Here is a 22,994-nt window from a genome sequence, read left to right as displayed (position 1 = left end):
TCTTGAAACAATCCAACCCGATTGGTGGCTATACCATGATGAACTACGAATTACTTTTAACGCCCGCCGGAGTAGGTATCGGATTTTATTTTCTGGAGTGCGTCATACCTTTTTATAACATCCACTATTTTGAGGGCTTCCGAACTCTTCGCCGCTATCCCCGGATCAAGGTTTATGGCCTCGTAAAAGCACGCTACGGCTTTTGCCAAGTGGTCCAGGCCGGATGAAAACAGTTCATTACTCTGTTGGTTGGGCTGGCCATCTGGAACATCGTAATCCATTTCGCCTTCTTTTAAGTGGTACACAATGGAATCAAGGGCGGTCACGTGTTGCACGCCGATCTGTGCAAGCCTCTTGAAGAACACGTCATCCCCATAACCGGTTACATCATTGAAAGAACTGCCGGCCAGGTTCCCTTCCGGGTAAAGCCCGACCTGCAACGCCTGATCCTTGAAAAACATGCAGGGCATATAGGCACCGGCCTGCCTGAGGCCGGTAATTTTATGCCGGAGCACGAAATTCAGAAACCCCGGCTTGTCGAAATTGTCGGGATGAGAGCCGAATTCGGCGTGATAGGCTCCGGGGAAAACATCGTATTTCGGGTGCTTGCGCTCCACCAACTGCGAACAGACGACTTTATCGCGCCCCATGTATTTCAGCAGGTTTTCGAGCCAATCGGGAGACACGTAATTATCGCTGTTCAGAAGGACGACGAGTTCGCCCTTGGCATGGAGAACGGCCTGGTTCCACCCCCGGTACACCCGGTGAATATATTCAGGAGCCCCGTAGCCGAGCCGGAACAGCTCCTCTTCCGTTTTGGGCGGATTATAGTTTACGTAATGGGGGTACCCTTTTTGCTGAAGGAAGGTAACCAGCTTGTCCGTGGGGTCGTTTGCGACAAAGAAAAACTCGGCCTCGCCGGTCTGGAGTTGCGGGGTGAATTCCTGGATGGAATCATAGAGCCACTCTGCAAAACGGGTTGATTTATAGATCAGGGCAGCAATCGATATTCTCACCATGTAATACCCCTTTGCTCCAAGTATGAAGCCCATGTTTTTTTGACCGACGAGCGGTCCCATCCCAGGCGGAAGATATCGTCGCGGGGGTTCTGCGAAGGGGAGAAATCCTTCTGGGTGCCGTCCAGAATGATTACGGGGAGATTACACGCCATGGCTTCCCATTCGACCATATAGAACGGCTTGAGCATCCCGCAGCAGAGCATGAAGTCGGCGCAGTTCATAAGCTCCGCCAGCATATCCTGGCCGACGAGCGTAAAGTTGCTCGCACCCGGCATATTAGAGGCTTCCTGTTCGTGTTTCCACACAATGACCCAGTGGATATCCGGATGCTCGCTTGCCCATTCCCGGAGGCGTCCAAATCCCTTCATGGGGTGGGTTGTCCCGCCCCAGAAGCCGACCTTCGCGTTGCGTGGAATGCCATACTTGTCGCGCAGTTCGTTCTTGGCGTTCATGGGCCTGAACAGGTCGGTGTTTACCCCGATAGGGATGATGTCAACCGTGCCGAACTGGCTGTAATACGGCTTGGCCAGCGGTGAGGCAACCACCCGGTACGTGCAGTATTTCGCGCAGTGGTATATTTGATTGAGCTTTCCGTCCCATTCGTTTGAATTGAACACGATCTTCATTTCAGGGAGCAATTCCCAAAGGAGCGCAACGCTTTTGACCGGTACCTTGTTCAAAAAGCCTAACGTGGAATAACGCATAACCACGTCATTGTTCTGAAATCTCTCCGGGTTCTCGAACAAACTGCTGGGAAATTCTCTTTTGAACCAAGTCCAGAAGGTATCCTCGCCCAACCCGCTGACGACCTCTGCGTTAAGATAAATCATAATGTCTCCACAGTTATTTTATTGCGTTATTTTTATCAAATAATTGCCGCATTTGGGCTTGATATCCGTGAAGTAGTTCCCCATAAAAAAATCTAAGGTATATCCATGATCAAGCTCTTTTTTAATAGTATCCAAACTTATGTATTTACAGTAGGAAACTATATCGGCCTTAAATCTGTCGAAAAAATTTGAACTATATGAGTCTGTAAATGGAGTGATATGAAAATGTTCGTCATTGACCTCGTTGTCGTGGACGATTGGAGTTGATATAAATACTTTTTCCACACCTGCTTCAAGAAGAGATAATACTATTTCATATGGAAATTTAAGGTGTTCTATCCCTTCTATGAAAAAAGCCTGTTTGACCTTTCCGTTGCGAATTACGTCTTTAAGCTTGCAGATATCCTGATACTCATTCAGGTCAAGCCTATAATAGTCTGTATTGACTGATGAATTATTGGCAGTAGCCAATTGTATCGCATCTGCAGAATAATCAACTCCAATAGTTGGTTTTTCTGTATATTCCGAAATCAGTTTGGTGCCAGCCCCAGTCCCTGAGCATATATCTATTGTTATTGATTTATCAGCCAGTTGAATAAATTTTTGATAAATCAGATAATGCGCGACCCATATGGATTCCAGCATACGGTCTTTATCGTAGACTACCGTGTATCCTTCCGTGCTGCCATTATCAGATGTGTTACCTGCATCAATCAACGCAGGTAAATTGCTCTGAACTTTTGGGAATTCAGAGTCCATGAGATCACATTTAGCGGAAGAAACCGCTCCAGCGACATCCATAAAAGCGATAAAAACGGGCGGAAGATAATAAACTTTAAATCCAAGCTTTTTAAAATATTCCGGATCGAGACCTATTTCATGTTTTTCATACTGATTTCCCGTGAATTCAACGTGATACGAATTATCAACATAGCCAATAGGCCCCCCAATAATTATCTGTTTTTTCGCCAAGCTCAAAATAGATTTCATCACCTTGTCGAAAGAATCTTTTGATAAATGCTCCAACACATGATGGCAAATTACCAAATCCCTTGGAGCCAACACGTCGATATCTTCAGCCATCATCTCCAGATAAACACCCTTTGGACCAAATTGCTCTCTTTTCTGAATATTAGGCCCAAAGGCATCTATTCCGACAATGTCCTTTCCAGCAAAACACGTCCAGAGGAGATCATGTTCATAAAGATCATAATGAGAATCCAAAAATCCGCAGCCTACATCTAACACGGTAGCTACTTCCGGGCTAATAAACTGCTTGATCAAAGGTATTATATCTAAATTTGTTGTCATAGGTGCCCTTTCAAGTAACAGACCGCCGTGGCACGACAAATTTGCCTATTTTTACATTGGCTTTTTTGTCCGGCAATTTCAGCGTTTCCCCTAGTTCTTACGGTAACTAAGCAGTATTTTCGTCACCACTTCACTCACCTGCCCGGCAAGATACTCCTTCGGGGCCTCCCAGCCGCACGCGCCGGAAAGCACGGTCTTGACGCAGGTCATCACCGATTCCACCCCCGCCCCGCTCAGCATATTGCTGCCGCACTCCAGGGTTTCGGGGCGCTCGGTGACATCGCGAATGGTCACGTTGGGTACGCCGAAGATGGCGCATTCCTCCTGGACCGTGCCGCTGTCGCTCAAGACGCAGAAGGCGTTTTTCTCCAGTGTGATGAACTCGAAGAAACCAAAGGGGGGCATGAAGCGGAGCAGGGGGTTGGCGGTATCCATGCCGAACTGCTCCATGCGCGCCTTGGTCCGGGGGTGGGTGCTGATGATAAAGGGCAGCCCGTATTCCTTCTGCAACCGGGCAAAGGCCGTTGTCAGGCTTTCGATGCGTTCCCTGATATCCACATTCTCGGCCCGGTGCATGGTGACAAGGAAGTATTTGCCCGCTTCCACGCCCAGATCTTCCAGTATGCGGGATTGGGCTATCTGGGGCTGATAGTGGTTGATGACCTCGTTGATCGGGTTGCCGGTGACATAGATGCGCTCGCCGGGAATCCCCTCCCGCAACAGGTTCTGGCGGCTGCGCTCGGTGTAGGGCAACAGGATGTCGCTGGAATGGTCGATGATGCGGCGGTTGACCTCTTCCGGCACTCGGTCATCGTAGCAGCGGTTGCCCGCCTCCATGTGGTAGACCGGTATCCCCATGCGCTTGGCGGCGATAGCCCCCAGGCTGCTGTTGGTATCCCCCAGCACCAGGAACCGGTCCGGCTTTTCCCGGTCGAAGACGCGCTCCATGCCGGCGACGATCGTCCCCAACTGTTCGCCGAAGCTTCCCTTGGCGCCCAGATAGTGGTCGGGTGCGCGCACCCCCAACTGCTGGAAGAAGATATCGTTCAGGTTGACGTCGTAGTTCTGGCCGGTATGGACGACCACATGGTCGCAGAGCTGGTCGAGCTTGGCCACGATGCGGCTCAGGCGGATGATCTCGGGCCGGGTGCCCAGGATGGTCAGGATTTTCATGCAGCCCTCACGGTGAGTTAGTCGAGTTTGGCAAGGCGGAAGTCGAAACGTCCCATCTCGGCGATCATTTCGGGGACCGTGGGCGGCGTATCATAACCGGCCGCCTGCCAGACCTGCCGGTTCAACTCGGGGTTGGCGGTCTGGAGGGTCCGGTCGATGACGGTGCCGGCTTCCACGTGGTTGACGGTGATGTCGGTGCGGCCGTACGCCTTTGCAAAGCATCCCAGCATATCGGCCTTGGTGATGGTCGCCGTGGGCACGAGGTGGAGCTTTTGCGGCAGATCCAGCCCGGCCTTGATGATGCCGGCACAGGCCTTGCCATAGTGCAGGGTCGTAACGCCGTTCCAGAGATGGTTGGTAAAGCCGTTGACACTGGCCCCCTGCGCCTGTCCCAGGAACCAATCCAGCAAGGAAACATGGGCCTTGGGCTCGGGGCCGATGATGGAACAGCGGATATGGGCCACATTGCCGGCCGCCACCTCTCCAAGGCTCTTGCTCTTGCCGTACACATCCAGGGCATCGTGGGGGGCCGCCTCGCCATAGTTGCCGTCGCGCCCCGAATAGACGCAGTCCGTGGCGATCTGGAGCACGCGGACGCCATGGTCGGCGGCGGCCCGGGCCAGGATGTGGGGGAACAGGGCGTTGATCCTGACGGCCCGCTCGGTCTGGGCCGGGTTGTCGTCCTTGATGTAGGGCTTGATGATGCCGATGGCGTTGATAACGGCGTCGAACGAGTTGCCGGCAAGCAGGGGCCGGATATCGTCGGTTTCGGCGTCGAAACGCAGCCATGTGCACGAGGGGATCAGCCCGGCGCAGGTTTGCGCGAGCTGGTCGTTGCGTACCGTTGCGGTAACCTGGAGATCGGGGTCTCGGGAGAGAATATCGGTAATCATGCCGCCGAGCATGCCGGAAGCGCCAAGGATGAGAACCTGTTTCATGATTAAGTGCCTTCCTATCGTTCGATGATCTGCCACGGGTCCCAGAAGCGGGCGTCGAAACGGATGTCGTCCCCCCGGCTTTCCTCGACCGTGGAGGTGGAGAAGAACAGCAACTGGGCATCGGCGCTGAGCGACATGAAACCATTGGCATAGCCTGCCGGAATGAACAGCACGGACGGCTTGGCCGCGCTGAGGACAAAGCGTTCTATGGGAAGGCCGGGCGAGGGGTTCTCCCAGTCATCCACCTTCACCGCGCAGACGAGCGCGCTTCCCTGGCTGACGTAGACGTATTTTGCCTCCCGACGGTGGCCATGCCAGGCGCGGATGAATCCCTGCCGGTGGTTGGCGACCGCGTAAAAGCGCTTTACCCCTTCGAAGCCAAAGCCATTCACAAAGGAGACCGACCCGCGGTCATCCACCGCCAGTCCCCCGTCCAAAAGCCTTACAGAATCCATATGAACCGCTCCTTTTATCGGTGAACCGTAAAATTACAGCAGATGCGTTTTGTATGTCTCGAGGAACATCTGGTTGGTGAAGCGCGGGTTGTTGACATCCTTGATGCGGTTGTGCACAACCAGCTCCTTGACCTCCTCGATGCCGTCGTCGATGGAATAATGGGGTTTGAAGCCGAAGGTGGCAATGGCCTTGTCGCTCTTGACGCGATAGTTGCGGGCATCCTGGAAGCTCATCTCGGTCTGCTCGATGACGAGGTCCGGGAAATGGTTGCGCACCTGGTACGCCAGATCGATGATGCGCACATTCTGACGGTGCAGGTTGTAGATCCCGGTGTGGGAGGTGGCAATATTGTCCACCACCGCCCGGGCGGCGTCCTTGACATGCAGCAGGGGACGGAACTGATCACCGCCGAAGACTCGGATGACGCCGGTAGAATGAGCCTTGACCACCAGGATGTTCACCACAAGGTCAAGCCTGATGCGGGAGAAGATATCGCCGACTCCGTAGATCGTGCCAAGGCGGAAGATGATGGCGTTCTTACCCTCAAGGACTTTTTCCGCAGCCAGTTTTGTGGAGGCATATACCGAGAGCGGATTGGTTGAAGAGCTTTCGTCCAACTCCTTGTCCTGGGCTCCATACACCGAACAGGTGGACATGAAGATGATACGACCGTCAAAGTGGTCGGCCATCCATTTAACGGAGTGGTAATTGATCTCTTCAGCCACATCGGGGTTCAGGGCGCAGGCCCCGTCACCCACCAGCGCCGCCAGCCAGACCACCGTATCGGCCCATTCCAACAACGGCAGGAGCGCTTCCCTGCTGCGCAGGTCGCCATACACAAAGGGGACCGGCTTGCGGTAGCTCTCTTCATACAGCAGGGTATCGTAGACCTTAATGTCGTACCCGCTGTCCATGAGCTGGTCCGTTATGGCACCGCCGATGTAGCCCGCCCCACCCACAATAAGAACTTTCATTGGCACTTGTCTCCTTCTAAGTCTTTCGGTTTTTCAAAAAATTGACTCCCAAGAATACCTATCGGCCTGATGTCAGGTTGACTTAAGCCTTTTCTCGGGCCGCTCAATTCCGAATTTGTCCAGGCGATACTGCAGGGTCTTGTAGCTCATCCCCAAAAGCGGCGCGGCTTTGCCGATTACCCAATCGGCACGCTCCATGGCCTTGATGATGATCCCTTTCTCCAATTCCTCGAAGGCGATCCCCTCCGGCGGCAGTTCAAAGGGGATACCGCCGGACAGGGCCGAAGTGATGGTCACCTCGGCCGCGAGGTCTTCCGGCTCGATGTAATTGCTCTCCGCCATCAACACGGAACGTTCGATGACCGACTCCAACTGCCGCACGTTACCGGGCCAGGCATAATTCATGAGCAATTTTAATGCCGCTCGGGAGATACCCTCCACGGCTATGCCGGAGGCTTGGCTGTATTTCTTGACAAAAAATTCTGCCAGATTTTTGACATCGCTGCCTCGCTCGCGCAAGGGAGGCAGATTGATGCGGATCACATTGAGGCGGTAGAACAGGTCTTCGCGAAAGTTGCCCCGCTTGATCTCCTGTTCCAGTTCCTTGTTGGTGGCGGAGAGGATGCGCACATCCAGCGGGATATTCACCTTGCCCCCCACCCGGCGGATCTCCTTTTCCTGAATGGCCCGCAGCAATTTGGCCTGCATGGCCACATTCATCTCCCCGATCTCGTCGAGGAATACGGTACCGCCGTTGGCGGCCTCGAAGATACCTATCTCGCGAGCATTGGCGCCGGTAAAACTCCCTTTTTCATGGCCGAAAAGCTCGCTTTCCATCAGAGAGTCGGGGATGGCCGCGCAGTTGATGGCCATAAACGGCTTGTCGCGGCGCTGACTGCCGTCATGGATGGCGCGGGCCACCAACTCCTTGCCGGTGCCTGATTCACCAACGATCAGCACCGTGGAATTGGTCGCGGCGATCTTGCTCACAATGCGGAACACCTCCCGCATCTTGGGATGCTCGCCCAGAATATTGGGGATGGTCTGAATCTGCTCGACCCGCTTCAAGAGTACCCGGTTTTCCCGAACCAGCCCGATACGCTCGAAGGCCCGGCGCAAGGTAAGAATCAAATTATCCCGCTCCAGCGGTTTTTCCAGGTAATCGAAGGCCCCCTTCTTCATGGCCTCGACCGCTGAATCCACCGTGCCGTGGGCGGTCATGATAATGACACATTGCTGCGGGTCTGCGGCCTGAACCGCCTCCAACAGGTCAAGGCCGCTCTGCCCCTGCATCTTCAGATCGGTCATGATCAGGTCGAATTCCCGCTGCCCCAGCTGTTCCAAAGCCTCGCGCACCCCAGGCACATCGGCGACGTCATAGCCTTCCTTCTTCAGGATAACGGTAAGGATCTCCCGCTGTCCTTTTTCATCATCGACAATCAGTATACTCCCTTGCGAGGCAGCCACTATACGGTCCCCTGTTCTCTGGAATAATCCGGTTCCTCCGGTTGAAGCGGCAGCGACACGGTAAATGTCGTCCCTTCACCAATCCGGCTTTCCACCAGTATTTCGCCGCCATGTTCCTTGATGATCCGCTCGGTTATCGCCAGGCCGAGCCCTATGCCCACTTCTTTGGTGGTGAAATAGGGCTGGAATATCTTGGCAAGATCCTCCTGGCTGATACCCCTCCCCTGGTCGGTAAAGGTCAACCGCACCAGGCCGGCCTCCATATCCCCGGTAGCCCCAAGCGTGATGACACCGCCGTCGTTCATGGCCTGGGCGGCATTGGTGACAAAGTTGATGATGCAGTTGCGCAGCAGTTCCTGATCGACCCACAAAAGCGGCAGATCGGGTGCGAGGTGCTGTTCCAGAACGATGCGTTGCTCCGACAGCCGCTCGCTCAAAAAGGGCAAGGTCTTTGCGAGGATATCCTCGTAGGGGACCAATACCCGCCGCAGCTTGAGGGGCCGGCCGTAATTCATAAAATTGAGCACCATATAGTTGGCCCGACGCACCTCTTCCTTGATCTTGTCGGCCAGGTTTTCCAACTCATCGCGTCGCTCGCTGCACATGGGGAGCATGTCGGCCCTCAAGTGGTCGATGGCCAGACTTATGTAGTTCAGCGGATTGCGGATCTCATGGGCGATGCCCGACGCCAGTTGACCCACGCGGGAGAGATGTTCGGCTTCATAGAGCCGCTTCTCCAAGGCTTCACGTTCGCGCAGTTTCTCCACCATGTTGTTGAAGCCGGTGGCAAGGTCGCCGATCTCGTCCTTGCTGTCAGCGGGGATGGTCACCGACAGGTCGCCCGACGAAACCCGCTTGAAGACATCGACTAACCGGTGGATCGGATCCGTGTAACGGCGTGCCAGGAAGATAGTCAGGGCGATACCGACGACGAAAACCATGCAGGTGGCAAACAGGCGGCGGATAAAGTTGGCATGTTGGATGTCGTGAATCTTGTCCAGCAACATGTTGATCTGCACGTAGCCAAGCTGTTCGTCGCCGACGATGACCGGCACCACCACCTCATAGGGCTTCTGGGAGAGCAGGGATCCTCCGATGGGCCGCTGTACCGCCCGGATTCCTTTTTCCAGCTTCTTTACCTCGCGCTTTTTGCCGATTTTCTCAGGGTCGGAAGAGTCGATGATCTCCCCTTCGTTATTGATGATGTTGATCTCGTTGATACCCTTGTCGCGGGCATCGTGGAGATAATCCGTCAGGCGGGAGGTTTCCGTTTCCGAAGTGAGATCCGCGATGCTCATCTGGACCGCTTTGGAGATTTCCTGGGAACTCTCCTGGATCTCGCGCACCAGATCGTCCTGAGCGTACTGATTGAGGATAAAGAGGGTCAGTATGGCAAGCACCAGCAGTGTGAGCATGATAATGACAAGCTTGGCGTTGAGCTTCATGGAGACCCTTGCATAGCCGAAATTGGAAAAAATTATAGCCCAGAGGGACGCCGGAAACAAGCGCTATAACGTAGTTGTCCAACTGTGACGTTGACACCCGGCGCAGCACAATGATACATATTCAAGTTATGTCAAATGCCTACCATATAACGGGCAGAAGCCTGATCCTGTTTACCTTTTGCCTATTCCTTGCCTCGCTGCTCAGTGGTTGTACCGGCCACATTCCGAAGGAAAAGATCCCTGGCATCTTTGCTCCCTATACCAGCGCAACCCCGGTCAAGGTGGTCACCATACCACTGCCGGTCATCGCCTCCAGTCCCAACGAGGGGATAACAGCCGGTGCATTGACGGCCTTTCTGTTTCACAACAAAGATGATGAGATCAACACCCTGTTGGCGCCCCAAGTGAACCACAACACAAACTTCGGCATCACCACGAGCCTGTATGGCGCGTTTTATCCTACGCCCGACCGGAATGTCGAGATCAACCTCTCCCAATCCACCAGGATCAATAATGATTATGAGATCAAACTGCGCGACAAGACCTTTTTCGACAAAAAGCTGGAGGTAAACCTTTCAACCTTTGTGTTTAGTGACGGTTCATCCCGTTTTTTCGGTTTTGAGGCCAAAAGCCCCCAACAACAGGAGACCAATTACACCGATACTGAGGTCGGCTTCAATTTTTCCGCAGGTTACGACATTAGCCGCCACTTCCAGTTGGTTCTGGGTGAACGCTACCGTGACGTTGCCATCGAACCGGGGGCCGTCAAGGGCATCCCCTACATCAAAGACCAGTTCGGCACATCATCCGTCCCGGGGATCAACGGCTTTGCCACTCACGCCCAGCGGATCTCCCTTGTCTACAGCACCCTGGACTCCGCCACCACCCCCACCTTTGGCGGTTTTGCCAAGCTAACCTTCGAACCGACATTCAAAGCGCTCGGCGGTGCGGCCGACTTCCGCCACTACGAGGCCGAGGCCAAGGGGTTCATCCCCCTGGATAATGCCCGCTACATCAGCGTCTTCCGCCTCATGTACAACCAAACCCTGGGGAAAAACGTCCCCTTCCTGGAGCAAAGTATCCTTGGTGGGGAGACCACCCTGCGGGGCTACGGCCGAAACCGCTTCGTTGACAACAGCTTCCTTCTCTGCAACCTGGAGGAGCGGATCCGGCTTTTCCGTTGGGAGGTATTCAATGTGACCGCGGACTGGGAGGTCGCCCCCTTTGTCGATCTGGGAGCGGTGATGGAGGCTCTGGACAAGGCCCGTACCAGCAACTTCGAGTTCAACCCCGGCATCGGTTTCAGGGCCATCGTCCGCCCCAACATCATCGGCCGGGTCGATATGGGGGTTGGCCGGGACGGACCGGCCATATTTGTAGGACTGGGATACCCGTTCTAGCGGATTACCGGGAATCGGCAATCGAGCCCCCCTACAACAACTCCTCCCGCAAGCGCTGCATGCGGTGCATCTGTGCATACACGCCCCCTTGTGCCAACAGATCGGCAGGCTTTCCCTGTTCGACGATCCCGCCGTTTTTCAGCACAACGACCCGGTCGCAATCACGAAAGGCTGAAAGGCGATGGGAGACAATCAGCACAGTTCTGTCTTGGTAGAACAGGCCCAGTTCTGCCAGGATATCTTCACCGCGGCCGGCGTCAACAGCCGAAAGGGGATCGTCCAGCAGCAGCACGCGAGGGTCGGTCGCCAGGGCCCGGGCAATGGCCAACCGCTGTTTCTGGCCGCCTGACAACATAACCCCTTTTTCTCCCACCAGGGTTTCCAAACCGTCGTGAAAATGTGCCACATCCTCCAGAAGCCCGGCCTGCCGCGCCACCTCCTCGACAATGATCCGCTCAGCCCCCGCCGCCAAACCGTAGGCGATATTCTCCCGGATGTTGCGCGAGAAAAGAAAAGCTTCTTGGGGTACATACCCGATTAGTCGGCGCAGGCTGCCCAGGGCAATGCGGTTGATATCCCTGCCGTCGATGAACAGCATCCCGTCGCCCACCGGCAAGAGCCGCAACAGCAGTCTGAGCAACGTGGACTTGCCGCTGCCCACCTCGCCGGTGATCCCCACCTTTTCACCCGGGGAGATGAAGAGTGAAATCCGTTCCAGCACGATCTCGCTCCCGTAACTGAAACTGAGCCCGCGTAATTCGATCCCCTGCCGCACCTCCTCAAGAGGTTCCGCGTCGGCGGCATCCGCCACCAACGGTTCGGCCATCAAAATGACGGCCAGACGCGCCATCGATGCTGCTCCGCGCTGGGCCAGGGTCAGTATCCACCCCAGTATCACCGTCGGCCAGACCAGCATGGCCAAGTAACCGCTGAAGGCCACAAAGTCCCCCAAGGTCATGGTCCCGGCAATGACCAAGCGCCCTCCCAGGAATAGCACAACGAGGGTGCCGGTTCCGGTGGCGATCGCCATAACCGGTAGCACAAGGCCGCGCAGTCGAGCCAAGCGCAGGTTGTGACGCAAATACGTACCGGACGTTGTGTTGAAAAGACCCTGAAAATGATCTTCACGGCAGTAGGACTTGATCAGACGCACTGCCGAAACCGACTCTTCGGCCATGCTCGACAGGCGGGCCAACTCCTCCTGTGCCTCAAGAGAGCGCAAAAACATGCGCTGGCTTATTCGTTTGACCACCATTACCATCAGGGGAAAGGGAAGCACGGCCCACAGGGTCAGCCAAGGATGGATGCGCACCATCAACGTAACCGCCGCCAGATACAGGATCAGAGTGTTCACGGCGCTCATGGCCCCAAATCCGGCCAGCATGCGTACATTGGTCAGGTCGTTGGAAAAGCGGGAGAGAATATCGCCGGTCCGGCTGCGGGAAAAATACTGAGCATCGAGGAGCATCAGACGACGAAAGAGATCATCACGGATACGGAACTCTATGATGCGGGCGGCGTTCAGAATCAGGGTACGGGAAAAGATTCGGGTAATGCAATGCCCCGAGGCCAAAGCGGCAATTATCAGGGCGCAGGAGGAAGCTGAGAAGCGTGAAGCCGCAGGACGTTGCAATCCCTCAACCGCCAGCTTCATGAACCAAGGGATCAGCAGGGCAAAGCCGTTGGTCAGCAGGAGAAAGAGCGCCCCACCGGCGTAACGGCGGCGGAGCGCCCCAAGGTACGGTACTAGAAGGGCGAGATCTTTAATGCGTGCCTCATCGGGTTGAGTACAGACTGACGAGCCATGTCTGCCATCCAACTCCATGCAGTTTAGTCAATACGTGCTGCCGGTCATCCATTTTTCCGATTATACCCCATTTTACGCTGTTTGGGGATCAAGAAAATGAACTCCATCTGTATCGTTTATCCCTGCAATTACTACGTATAAAACTTCGAGGCGTCATCGTCCCTATCTTTCCGGGGGTGGCGAGGGGACAACCTTCATCCATCCACCCGGACATTGTTTGACATAGGGATAGTATCCTTGCGAGTCCCGGCAGTAATACCAGTATCCCGATTCCGCAGACTGCTGCTGGGCCGGCTGCACATACACCTCTGTGGCCGGCTGCTGGATAACGACAGGCGCCGGATAGGCATAGGGGTAATACGGATAGACATAATGCGGAGAGGACACCTCCCATAATCCCAGGCCCAGCAACCCTATACCTACAGCCGGGCCCCATCCCCAACCCCAACCGCCCCGGCCGCCACCATGAAAGCGTTCTGCTTGCCCGGGCGCGGCACACGCCATGAGTAACGCTGTAACGACAACTGAAATTTGCATGAACCTTTTCATCTGGGCTCTCCTTCTTTAAACCCTTTTCCGTTTCTTTGTTACTTCTGTTCCGGGGGATAGCCGGGCTCCGTTCTCTCCGGTCTCTATAAACGTGGCACACCCGGATTGCCATCCATACAAATAATAGACGGCAATTTGGATCAAAAGATTACAACTCCCATGAAAGATGTCGCGATGTAATGGGTCCCTTAAACGAAAAAACCGTAAACCCAAAGGTTCACGGTTAATAAATTATGTATGACCGGCTGTAGAACAACGTCATGAATCTGTAAATCTCCGCCAGCGTGACGGGTGTTCAACGCTCTCCAGGGACAGCAGGGCGGCCTTGCGCTTCAGGCCGCCGGCATAACCGGTCAGGGAGCCATCCGCCCCCACGACGCGATGGCAGGGGATGACGATGCTGATCGGGTTGTGCCCCACGGCGCTGCCCACCGCCCGGGCCGAGGTGACACGCCCTTCGCCCCCTGCGGCCAACTGCCGGGCCAGGGCGCCGTACGTGGTAACCGTCCCCGGAGGGATGGCACGCAACAGCGCCCATACCGCCTTTTGAAACCCCGTCCCCTGGGGGGCGAGCGGCAGATCGAACCGGCTGAATCGGCCGGTAAAATAGGCATCCAACTGTCCCCGCAGCGCCGCAAAAATAGGGTCGTCCGGGTCCGGCGGCCACTCACGGAAGAATTCCGGAGCATATTTTTGGTCGGTAAACCAGAGCCCGCAGAGATGCTCCTGCTCAACCATCGCGATCATGTCTCCCAAGGGCGTCCTGATGGTGCAATGTCGTTTCATGGCTTTTCCTCCATTATCGTCTCACGCCAGATGATTCCACAAGCTCAGGGTGGCATAGGAGCGCCAGGGCGACCACCCTTGGGCCAACGCCAGCATCTCCTTTGAAGACAGACCCATGAGGGCCCTCTTTACACCGTAATCCGTATGGGGGAACGCATCCGGCCAACCCAAGGCCCGCATCGCCAGGTACTGCACGGTCCATGGTCCGAATCCGGGCAAGGCGGCCATACGCACCATTTCACGCTCCGGGTCCGCACCCGGTTCCAACCGGATTATCCCCTGCCGCATAGCCTCGGCCAACGCCCGGATGGAGCGCGCGCGGGCGCCGACAACCCCCAGCGGGCCCAACAGATCCTCGATCGGGCGTTCAAGAGAGCATATGCGCTCGACAGTCGGGAACGTTACGGACAATCCCCTAAACGGAGTTTCCAGCGGTTCGCCCAAGTGTGTCGCAATACGCATGGCAAGGGTTCGGGCGGCCCGCACCGTAATCTGCTGGCCTAGGACGACCCTCGTCGCCATTTCGAACGGATCGAAACAACCGGGTAATCGAAGGCCGGGCTCGAAGACCCTCTCCCCCCCGATCTGCATGGTTCCCAATTTCTCCGCGATATCATCCGGCATGCAGTTTAGATCGAAGAGAAACCGTACCCGCGCCAACACCCGATTGATGACCTTGTAGAGAGACGGTGAGAGGGTTACCTCCATCACATTTCGCGCCGGGCGATGAGAAACCGATATCCATCCACGGTGGGTTGCGCCTTTGTGGGTAATCGACACGGTGCGCAGGTACCGGGAAGCATCCACATATTCGACACCCGGAATGGCCCGCTCGTTCAAAAACTTCAGAAGGGTTTCCCAGGCAAGGGGAGGGCGATACCCGAGCAACAGTGTCATGGGTTCTGCCGGGTCGTGGCGGGCCTCGACATTTTTCCTAAAATCCGTCGGGTTGCAGCCATACCGCGTGCGGAAAAGAGAATTCAGTCGCCTGACGCTGCCGAACCCCGTATTCATGGCCACCTGCATGATGGGCAACGTGGTTTCAGTCAACAGTTGCTTGGCGGCCAAAAGACGTTGGGTCTGCAACCAGGCGACGGGCGGCACCCCGTATTCGCCGGTAAAGACGCGCCGCAAATGACGGCCGGTTATCCCGAGTGAATCAGCCATATCAGAGATCGTCCCGTCGGACAATCCATCCGACTCCATTCTCAGTGCGGCCAGCCGGGCCAACCGCCTTTCGGCATCCACCCGTGCCAGCCCCGGAGCCAACTCGGGCCGGCATCGCAGGCAAGGGCGGAAGCCGGCCGCCTCCGCCGCCGCCGCGCTTACATAAAAGGAGCAGTTTTCCGCTTTCGGCGTCCTGGCCCGGCAGACCGGGCGGCAATAAATACCGGTGGAGGCGACCCCCACGAAAAAACATCCGTCAAAACGGGAATCCCGCGCGCGTAAAGCCGTATAACAGGCTGTTGCATCCAATAGCATGCGGCACCTCTTCCATCGGGTTTTCCTCTCGATGAAATACCTATACCATGATGTGGCTGACCTTTGCTCGCCATTTTCGGACATGGACATAATCCCGCTAGGTACGGGAGATTCCTGTTAATCAGGTCGTTTCCGACGTATCGCAAACAAACTAACGCCTACCAGACAGAATCTGATAGGCGTTAGCTTTCCTCCTATATAAGCGGAATTTTTCTATCTTTTAACGAAAGCCATTAGCGACTAACCATTACAAATACTCCGTGGGGCGGCGCGTCAAGCTCATAATTTCGCCTGATGGCCGCAAGTTTTGTCACGTCGAGCGCGACCCCTCTGCCGAGAAGAAGAATTCCCGAAGCGCTGCTGACGTCCCTGGAAAGAAACATTCCTTCCTTCAATTCCTTGGGGTCAAGTTCCACTTCCACGAGTTCCTTTTCCTCGGCGCCCATGGAAAAATACGTGTACGGGGCCACTTTCCTGAAAACTTTTTGCAATGAGGGGTCCAGTTGCGTCCCCACTACAAACCCCGACTTGATCAGCGCTTGATCAGCGATGTCTCCCCTGCATGTTTCCGAGGCCTTATCGATATGATCGGCAAAAGCAATGATCCTGGCGCCCAGCGGGATCTCGTCACCGGCCAGCCGGTCCGGAAATCCGCTGCCATCGAGATTTTCATGATGGTGCCGGATGAACAGTCCGGCCGCTCGGAGCCCTTCTATGGTGTCAATGGCCACCTGACCGCGGATCGGGTGCTGCTGATACTGTTTCAGTTCGTCAGCATTCATGGCATCGCGGTCCAGGGCCAGGATACGCTCCGGTATCCCAATCTCGCCAATGTCATGCAACAGCGCAGCGATGCGGATGGTTTCCAGATCATTACCCGATATCCCCAGTTCCCTGGCAGCATTAACGGAAAGTTCGGCCACGTTGCGGGAATGCTGCCTGAGCTTGCCGCCATGCATCTCCACAAGCCCGGAAAAAACAGCAATAATCTCATCGTAATCTTCCTTCACCCTCTTGAGAAGAACGTGCAGTTCCTCGTTCTTCTGGCGGATGGCGGTGGTCTGCTCCAGCACTCGCCCCTTCAGATTCCGGTTCCACTCCTGCAATTCCTCGTTCTGTTGGCGGACGATCTCGTTCAAACGGCGGTTTTCCATGAGCAAGGCGTATTGGCGGACGGCATCGCGGATGGTCTGAATCAGTTCGGCATCGTTCCAGGGCTTGGAAATATACCGGTAGGCCCCTCCTTTGTTAATAGCATCAATGGTGGCTGAAATATCCGAATAGCCGGTCAGGAGAATCCGCGGGGCATCCGGAACGGCCTCGCGACAGTACTGTAGGAACTCCGAACCGTTCATGCCCGGCATGCGTTGGTCCGATATGATCAATCCCACATTGTCGAGTTCCTTTAAGGTGGCAATGCCCTGTTCAGCCGAGGAGGCCGTGTGCAGCTCGAACTCCTCTTCCATGAGAAGACGTTGCAATGATTTGAGGATGTTTTCTTCGTCGTCAACTAGGAGCACCTGAATGCTTCTTTCGGTATCACTCATAGCGCACACACCTTCTCTGCTATCGGCATGAAAACCTCCATAAGGCGGGGGTCGAAGAACGAACCGGTAAATTCCCGCATGATGCTTAGAATGTATGTCCCTTCGTATGCCTTGCGGTAGGGACGGTCGGTGCTGAGGGCATCGAAGACATCGGCAATGGTCACAATGCGTGCCTCAAGCGGGATATGGTCCTCCCGCAGGCCTGAGGGATATCCCGATCCATCATAACGCTCGTGGTGATGGAGGATTATATTGATGATCGTCTCGGACATGCGCGCTTGGCGAGCCACCTCACTCCCCCAAAGAGGATGTTGCTTGACAAGCTCGAATTGATCGACCGGCAGTCGCTCCCCGTAATTGAGGATTGCCTCGGGGACACCTATTTTGCCGCAATCATGCAGCCAACCGCCGAATCTGATTTCACGAATAATCGTTTCGGGAAGGCCCAACGCCTCTGCCAGACTGACGGCATAATTCGCAACCCGGTCGCAATGCCCACGCGTGTAAGGATCCTTGAGTTCAATAGCCTGGGCAATCGGGAGATAGCGGGATTCGTCCCCTTCCCGCAACTCTCTGACGACATTGTAGCGTGCCAGCCCTTCATTAATCACCGCGATCAGATCGTCGTTGTCCCAAGGTTTGGTTACGAAACGAAAAACCTCGCTGGAGTTGATCGCAGAAATGGCCGTTTGCAGGTCGGCGAAGGCTGTAATCATGATACGCACCGTGTCAGGGGAGATGGTTCGGACCCTGGTAAGGAGATCGATGCCGCTCATTCCTGGCATCCTGTTGTCGGAAACCACCACCGCTACTTTCTCATGCCTCAGAATCTCCAGTGCATGCTCTCCCGAATCGGCGGTCAGGATGCGCAAGTCTGTATCATGGAATGTTCTCTCTACCGACCGCAGGATCGACGGTTCATCGTCAACAAAAAGTACCGCGCTCATGATATCTTCTCTATCAGGACAATGGCTACTCCGGGTTGATCAAAACAACGGAACGTCGTGCAACGCACATCATAGTCTTTCCCGCCGTCTGTCCAATCGAAACGAACCATCTGTTCCTCTTCCAACATATCGATTATCCGGTTAAATTCGTCCGGCAGCGCAGCGCGCCGGTCGCTACCGAAGAACCCCCCTTCAACAGAGTTGAAAATCTCCGCGGCTCTACGGCTGCCCTGGACGATCATTCCGTTGATGTCGATACCTACCACCGCCACGGGCAAAGCATCGAGCACGCACTGGGAAAAGGTCAAGGCGTGGTTCCTCAGTTCCAACTCGGAGGTCCGTTGCCGCACTTTCTGCTCCAGTTCATCGTTGGCGCGGGACAACTCTGCCATGAGTTCACGGTTGCGTTTCTGCAGGGCATACCGCTCCAAAGCATTGGCAACGGTAACCCGCAATTCATTATCGTTCCAAGGCTTGGGTATGAACTTGTAGATGCGTCCCTCATTGATGGCTGAGACGATAGCCGCGGTATCGGCGTAGCCGGACAGAACAATGCGCACTGTGTCGGGCCAGCGACGGTATACCTCCTTGAGGAACTCCACCCCATCCATGGCCGGCATGCGATAGTCGGAGATGACAACCTGAAACGGCCCGTTGTTCTCCAAGATGCGCAGCCCCTCTTCCGCAGAGGTGGCGGTAAGGATCTCGTAGTCGTCATCGAGGAAGATCCGCTCCAGGGAACGCAGGACATTCTTTTCGTCATCTACGCAGAGAATAAGGGTTTTTCCCAAAAATTCCATTGGCACCTTTCTACAACCTCAGGGTATAGAAAATATCACTCCTAATCACATCTTAATCCTGAACGCCGTTGATTGGAATCCTGACCGTGAAGGTTGTCCCTGTGCCGATCCCGCTTTCAACCAAAATCTCGCCGTGATGTTTCTTGATGATGTCATAACTGATCGAAAGCCCCAATCCGGTCCCTTTACCTACTTCTTTGGTGGTGAAGAAAGGCTCGAAGATGTGCTTCTGGTTTTCTTCCGATATACCACAGCCGGTGTCGGAGACTGACACGCAGGCTTCGTCGCCATCCTGCCAAGTCCGAACCCTGATCTCGCCCTTTCCCTCGATGGCATGAGCCGCATTGACCAGGAGATTCATGAATACTTGGTTAAGTTGCTGGGGATAACAGAGTACCGGTGGAATATCGCCGTAGTTCTTTGTAAGCGTGGCCACATACTTGATCTCATTCCAGGCGATGCCGATCGTACTCTCGAGACACTCTTTGAGGTCGGCGCGCTTTTGCTCGGTATCATCGACGCGGGAAAAGCTCTTCAGATCCTGAACGATCTTGCGGACCCGCTGGGCGCCGTCCAAGGACTCGGCAATCAACTGGGAAGAATCGTCGAAGATATAATCAATCTTGAGGCTCTTTCGTTGCTCATTCACCCCGGCAAGGTCGGCATCGCCCGCAGTTTCGACAAGCGCTGCGGACAGGATGGCAACAAACTCCTTTGCGCGCTCAAAATATTTGCCCATTGTCGTAAGGTTACTGGAGATGAAACCCATGGGGTTGTTGATCTCGTGGGCTACACCTGCCGCCAATTGCCCAATGGAAGCCAGTTTCTCCTGTTGGAAAACCTTTATCTGGGTGGTCTGCAATTCGTCGTAGGCCTTCCGGAGTTCCTCGGTTACGGAACGCAGCTCGGTCGTGTCCACCAGTGACATAACCCTTCCCGTTACCGTATCGGCGTCAGGCGACGTGATGTCATAAATATACAGATTGTAAAAGCGATTGGACGATTTATGGATAACTTCTCCACTCGTTCCATTCAATAGAGAGAATGTGAAACCTGCCTCGGTGAGGATATCGGGCCAGTCAATACCGATTATTTCATCGTGCGATTTATTGGCAAGCTGGTAGAGAAGACGATTGCAGCGGCGGACCTTGCCGGTCGGGTCGGTCAAAATCACCATATCGCGCAGGCTGTCAAGGGTCTGTTCCCATTCCACCTTGGCTGACTCGACCCACGTGAAAAGCTCCTCAAGTTCGGCGTGCTTGACTTCCAGTTCCGCTTTGCTCTCAGTCAGCGACTGCTCGGCTTGTTTACGCGCCGTTATGTCCCTGAGTATTCCGATCGCATGCCATTGTCCATTGATTTGCACGCTCGACATCGCAAGTTCGACGGGGAACTCATCCCCGTTCTTTCTCAAGCCGAAGAGTTCCAACACCTGTCCAACGGCCGCACCTTCTCCGGTCGTCAAGAATTTTTTAAAAGCCTGGGCGTGCTGGTCTAGGTAACGTTCCGGCGCGATAAGCCGGTGAAAATCCTGGCCTATGGCTTCCTGGGGCGAATAGCCGAAGATGCGAATAGCCGATTCGTTCCACATGGAAATGGAGCCATCGGGGTTAAGCATGATAATGGCATCCTGGGCAGAGTTGACGAGCTTGTTGAGACGCGCTTCGCTCTCGTTGAGCGCCATCTCCACCGCCTTGCGCTCGGTTATGTCCTCCTTGCTCGCCAAGTAGCCCGTGATCAGGCCCTCCTTGTCGAAAAGCGGCGATATTGAGGCAAACTCCCAATAGAGTTCGCCATTCTTACGCTTATTGTGAAACTCTCCGTGCCATTCGTTACCGGAGGATATTGTTCGCCATAATTCGACGTAACGCTCCGGTGATGTCTCTCCCGATTTCAAAATGCGATGTGTCTGGCCGACAGCCTCTTCCCGGGTGTAACCAGTAACCTGACAGAACCGAGGATTGACGTATTCGATGCGGCCCTCCGTGTCGGTAATCACGATGCTGACCGGGCTCTGCTCGACAGCCAGCGACAGCTTGCGAACTTCCTCCTCCAGGGCATGGCGTTCCGTGATGTCGATGAAGGTTCCCACCAACCCGGTCGGGTTGCCCTTTTTGTCGAAAAAAGGGGCCTGGGTCACGATGATCCTGCGCAGGGTGTTGTCGGCGCGCTCCAGAAAGGACTCATAGGTCTGGGGGACAGCCGAACGGATGCACTCGAGGCTTGTCCGGAAGCGTTCCTCGGCATATTCGCCCGGAATAAGATCGCATATGGTCTTACCGAAGATATTTTTCTTCGGGCGGCCGATGAACTCCTCGAAGGCACGGTTTGATCCAATATAGCGCCCAAGGCGATCCTTGTAATAGACCGGGTTGGGGATGGTATCGATAATCTCTTGCAGGAAACGGAATTGGTCGTTGAGTCTCTCCTCGATGCGTTTGGTATCGGTAGCGTCCTCGAAAGTCTCCACCGCGCCCACAACCTCTCCGGTGCCGTTCCTGATGGGCGCCGCGTTGAAGCGGAGATAATGGCGGCCGGCGCTGCCCAAATGGTACCACCCCTCGGCCTGAAAGGCGCCTTCTACGAGGGGTGAAGGGCGATAATTGTTGTAAAGATTCGGGAGCGACCCCTGGGCGTGGTCCAGAACCACATCCGCCAAGGTGGGACGCTTTTCCGGGTAGAAAACCTCCCACTGCCGCGTGGTCCCTTTCATATCATCGGCTTTGTATCCGCTCAGCTTTTCCAGGGCCTTGTTCCAGTAAATAATACTGTGTTCCCTGTTCAGGACAAAGATCGGCGCGGCCGAATTCGTGACCAGACTCTCGATGAATGAAATTTCCTCGATTATTTTGTCCTGATGTTCGTCGATCTTTTGAATCATGGCATTGAATACTTGAGCCAATTTGCCGATCTCGTCCCGCGAGTCGATACGGACTAGGCGGCCTTGGCCCTGCTTTGTGTCGATGGCGACAACATGCTCGGTCAGCTTGATAAGCGGTGCCGTTATGCGCTTCATAATGTATCGGATGACCAGCGCAGAGATGACTCCGACACACAGGATGATCAGCAGGAAGTAGAACACTGCCGTATAAAGAGGCTGATAGGCTTCGTTGATCGGATAAAAGGTGCCCAGTATCCAGGGGGCGGCACTGAGACTTTTGTAGGAACTCAGGCCTTTCACGCCCTTTGAATTTACATTCTCCATGGTACCTTCGAAACCTTTGAGGGCCATTTCGAGTCCCCGGTTGCTGCCCGGTTTAAGCCTTTCGTAGACCCTCTTTTTGTCGGGATGCATCACGATGTCGCGGCCCTTGTCAATTATGACAAAGTACCCTGATCTGCCAATGCGGGCGTCGGCCAGTCCGCCAAGGAACTTGTCGGACCACAGCTTTTGCCTGCCGACCAGTATGGCGCGCAACGTGCCGTCCCCGCTCAGGATCGGGACCGTAAATGCGATCACCGGCTCTCCGGAGAGCGTATCCCGGTATGGGGAAGAGATGTACGGCTTTTTGCCGGCCAGGGTTTCCTGAAAATATTCGCGGTCCCTGGGAATAGTCGTCCCGATCCGCTCGGGATGGAAGGGATACTCGGCCATGACCTTTCCGCTTTGGTCGATGACGAGCATGCCGGCATTGAAGTAGACGCGCAGGTCATCTTCCTCATTGATCTGGCGTTGCAGTCTGCGGGGGTCGTCAAACATCTCCGTATTCAGCTGTGCAAAACGCTTGAGTTGCTCGTGGACCAGCGCCAAGCGGTCATCCAATTGCTGGCCGAGGGTGTTTATCAACGCGGCCTGCTGAGCGGTGATGGATTTCTTAAGTTCAGCATGGGAGTAATGGTAGGTCAAAGCCGCAATGGAGGAAAGTATCGCCATTCCCAGGAGGGTAAAGGTCAGGGTTATCTTTGCCTTGAGGCTCGAATTGAATGGCATGGCAACGGTATCCTTTCTCCATTCTTGAACCTAATCATCCTGGTTGAAAGCGAGGAAATGGCTGTCTAAATACCACTGAATCGGCATACTGGGAGAAAAATGACCGTAAAGTAAAAAAGAGCATAAAACCGA

The 22,994-nt window shown here is 54.9% G+C and carries 18 protein-coding genes; 1 reads left to right on the top strand and 17 read right to left on the bottom strand.

Annotation, left to right across the window (positions count from 1 at the left end; genetic code table 11):
• Positions 1–56 precede the first annotated feature (56 nt).
• From LDN12_RS01270 to LDN12_RS01230, 9 genes are all read right to left on the bottom strand, one after another.
• Positions 57–1,019 (bottom strand): glycosyltransferase family 2 protein, encoded by a 963-nt coding sequence (locus LDN12_RS01270; RefSeq protein WP_223920851.1) that lies wholly within the window; start codon positions 1,017–1,019, stop codon positions 57–59.
• Complete coding sequence (locus tag LDN12_RS01265; protein WP_223920849.1) at positions 1,013–1,849, bottom strand: hypothetical protein; 837 nt, start codon at positions 1,847–1,849, stop codon at positions 1,013–1,015. Before LDN12_RS01265 ends, LDN12_RS01270 begins: the two co-directional genes overlap by 7 nt.
• Positions 1,850–1,867: 18 nt before the next feature.
• On the bottom strand, positions 1,868–3,160 hold the full coding sequence (locus LDN12_RS01260) for a class I SAM-dependent methyltransferase (protein WP_223920847.1): 1,293 nt from the start codon (positions 3,158–3,160) through the stop codon (positions 1,868–1,870).
• A gap of 90 nt (positions 3,161–3,250) precedes the next feature.
• Entirely contained in the window at positions 3,251–4,333 is a 1,083-nt protein-coding gene (gene wecB, locus LDN12_RS01255) for a non-hydrolyzing UDP-N-acetylglucosamine 2-epimerase (RefSeq protein WP_223920845.1), read from the bottom strand.
• Positions 4,334–4,350: 17 nt separating this feature from the next.
• A complete protein-coding gene (locus LDN12_RS01250; RefSeq protein ID WP_223920843.1) occupies positions 4,351–5,271 on the bottom strand; it encodes an SDR family oxidoreductase in 921 nt (306 codons plus the stop codon).
• A 14-nt stretch (positions 5,272–5,285) separates the two neighbouring features.
• Positions 5,286–5,726, bottom strand: a complete 441-nt coding sequence (locus LDN12_RS01245) for a dTDP-4-dehydrorhamnose 3,5-epimerase family protein (protein ID WP_223920841.1) — start codon at positions 5,724–5,726, stop codon at positions 5,286–5,288.
• A 33-nt stretch (positions 5,727–5,759) separates the two neighbouring features.
• Complete coding sequence (locus LDN12_RS01240) at positions 5,760–6,701, bottom strand: NAD(P)-dependent oxidoreductase (protein ID WP_223920839.1); 942 nt, start codon at positions 6,699–6,701, stop codon at positions 5,760–5,762.
• Between the two features lie 72 nt (positions 6,702–6,773).
• Positions 6,774–8,168 (bottom strand): sigma-54 dependent transcriptional regulator, encoded by a 1,395-nt coding sequence (locus tag LDN12_RS01235; protein WP_223920837.1) that lies wholly within the window; start codon positions 8,166–8,168, stop codon positions 6,774–6,776.
• Positions 8,168–9,613, bottom strand: coding sequence for an ATP-binding protein (locus LDN12_RS01230; protein WP_223920836.1), 1,446 nt, complete (start codon positions 9,611–9,613; stop codon positions 8,168–8,170). Before LDN12_RS01230 ends, LDN12_RS01235 begins: the two co-directional genes overlap by 1 nt.
• Before the next feature lie 128 nt (positions 9,614–9,741).
• On the opposite strand from LDN12_RS01230, the gene LDN12_RS01225 reads away from it, so the two are divergent.
• Positions 9,742–11,013 carry a BamA/TamA family outer membrane protein gene (locus tag LDN12_RS01225; RefSeq protein ID WP_223920834.1) on the top strand — a complete coding sequence of 424 codons (1,272 nt, stop codon included), beginning with the start codon at positions 9,742–9,744 and terminating at the stop codon, positions 11,011–11,013.
• A gap of 31 nt (positions 11,014–11,044) precedes the next feature.
• Here the strand turns inward: LDN12_RS01225 and LDN12_RS01220 are convergent, their stop codons facing one another.
• The 8 genes from LDN12_RS01220 to LDN12_RS01185 all read right to left on the bottom strand — a co-directional run bounded on the left by LDN12_RS01220 (position 11,045) and on the right by LDN12_RS01185 (position 22,862).
• Positions 11,045–12,838, bottom strand: a complete 1,794-nt coding sequence (locus LDN12_RS01220; protein WP_223920833.1) for an ABC transporter ATP-binding protein — start codon at positions 12,836–12,838, stop codon at positions 11,045–11,047.
• A gap of 144 nt (positions 12,839–12,982) precedes the next feature.
• Positions 12,983–13,369, bottom strand: a complete 387-nt coding sequence (locus LDN12_RS01215) for a hypothetical protein (protein ID WP_223920832.1) — start codon at positions 13,367–13,369, stop codon at positions 12,983–12,985.
• A gap of 258 nt (positions 13,370–13,627) precedes the next feature.
• Positions 13,628–14,155, bottom strand: a complete 528-nt coding sequence (locus LDN12_RS01210) for a methylated-DNA--[protein]-cysteine S-methyltransferase (protein WP_223920831.1) — start codon at positions 14,153–14,155, stop codon at positions 13,628–13,630.
• Between the two features lie 21 nt (positions 14,156–14,176).
• Positions 14,177–15,637 carry a DNA-3-methyladenine glycosylase 2 family protein gene (locus tag LDN12_RS01205; protein WP_223920830.1) on the bottom strand — a complete coding sequence of 487 codons (1,461 nt, stop codon included), beginning with the start codon at positions 15,635–15,637 and terminating at the stop codon, positions 14,177–14,179.
• Positions 15,638–15,870: 233 nt separating this feature from the next.
• Entirely contained in the window at positions 15,871–17,184 is a 1,314-nt protein-coding gene (locus LDN12_RS01200; RefSeq protein WP_223920829.1) for an HD domain-containing phosphohydrolase, read from the bottom strand.
• Positions 17,181–18,131 carry an HD-GYP domain-containing protein gene (locus LDN12_RS01195; RefSeq protein WP_223920828.1) on the bottom strand — a complete coding sequence of 317 codons (951 nt, stop codon included), beginning with the start codon at positions 18,129–18,131 and terminating at the stop codon, positions 17,181–17,183. Before LDN12_RS01195 ends, LDN12_RS01200 begins: the two co-directional genes overlap by 4 nt.
• Positions 18,128–18,931, bottom strand: a complete 804-nt coding sequence (locus LDN12_RS01190; protein ID WP_223920826.1) for a response regulator — start codon at positions 18,929–18,931, stop codon at positions 18,128–18,130. The genes LDN12_RS01195 and LDN12_RS01190 overlap by 4 nt, the downstream gene beginning before the upstream one ends.
• 52 nt (positions 18,932–18,983) lie before the next feature.
• Positions 18,984–22,862, bottom strand: coding sequence for a PAS domain S-box protein (locus LDN12_RS01185; RefSeq protein WP_223920825.1), 3,879 nt, complete (start codon positions 22,860–22,862; stop codon positions 18,984–18,986).
• Positions 22,863–22,994 lie beyond the last annotated feature (132 nt).

The sequence above is a fragment of the Geobacter sp. AOG2 genome, assembly GCF_019972295.1.
Lineage (GTDB): Bacteria > Desulfobacterota > Desulfuromonadia > Geobacterales > Pseudopelobacteraceae > Oryzomonas.
The sequence above is the reverse complement of the archived record's forward strand: the minus strand, read 5'-3'. Positions and strand labels throughout refer to the sequence as shown.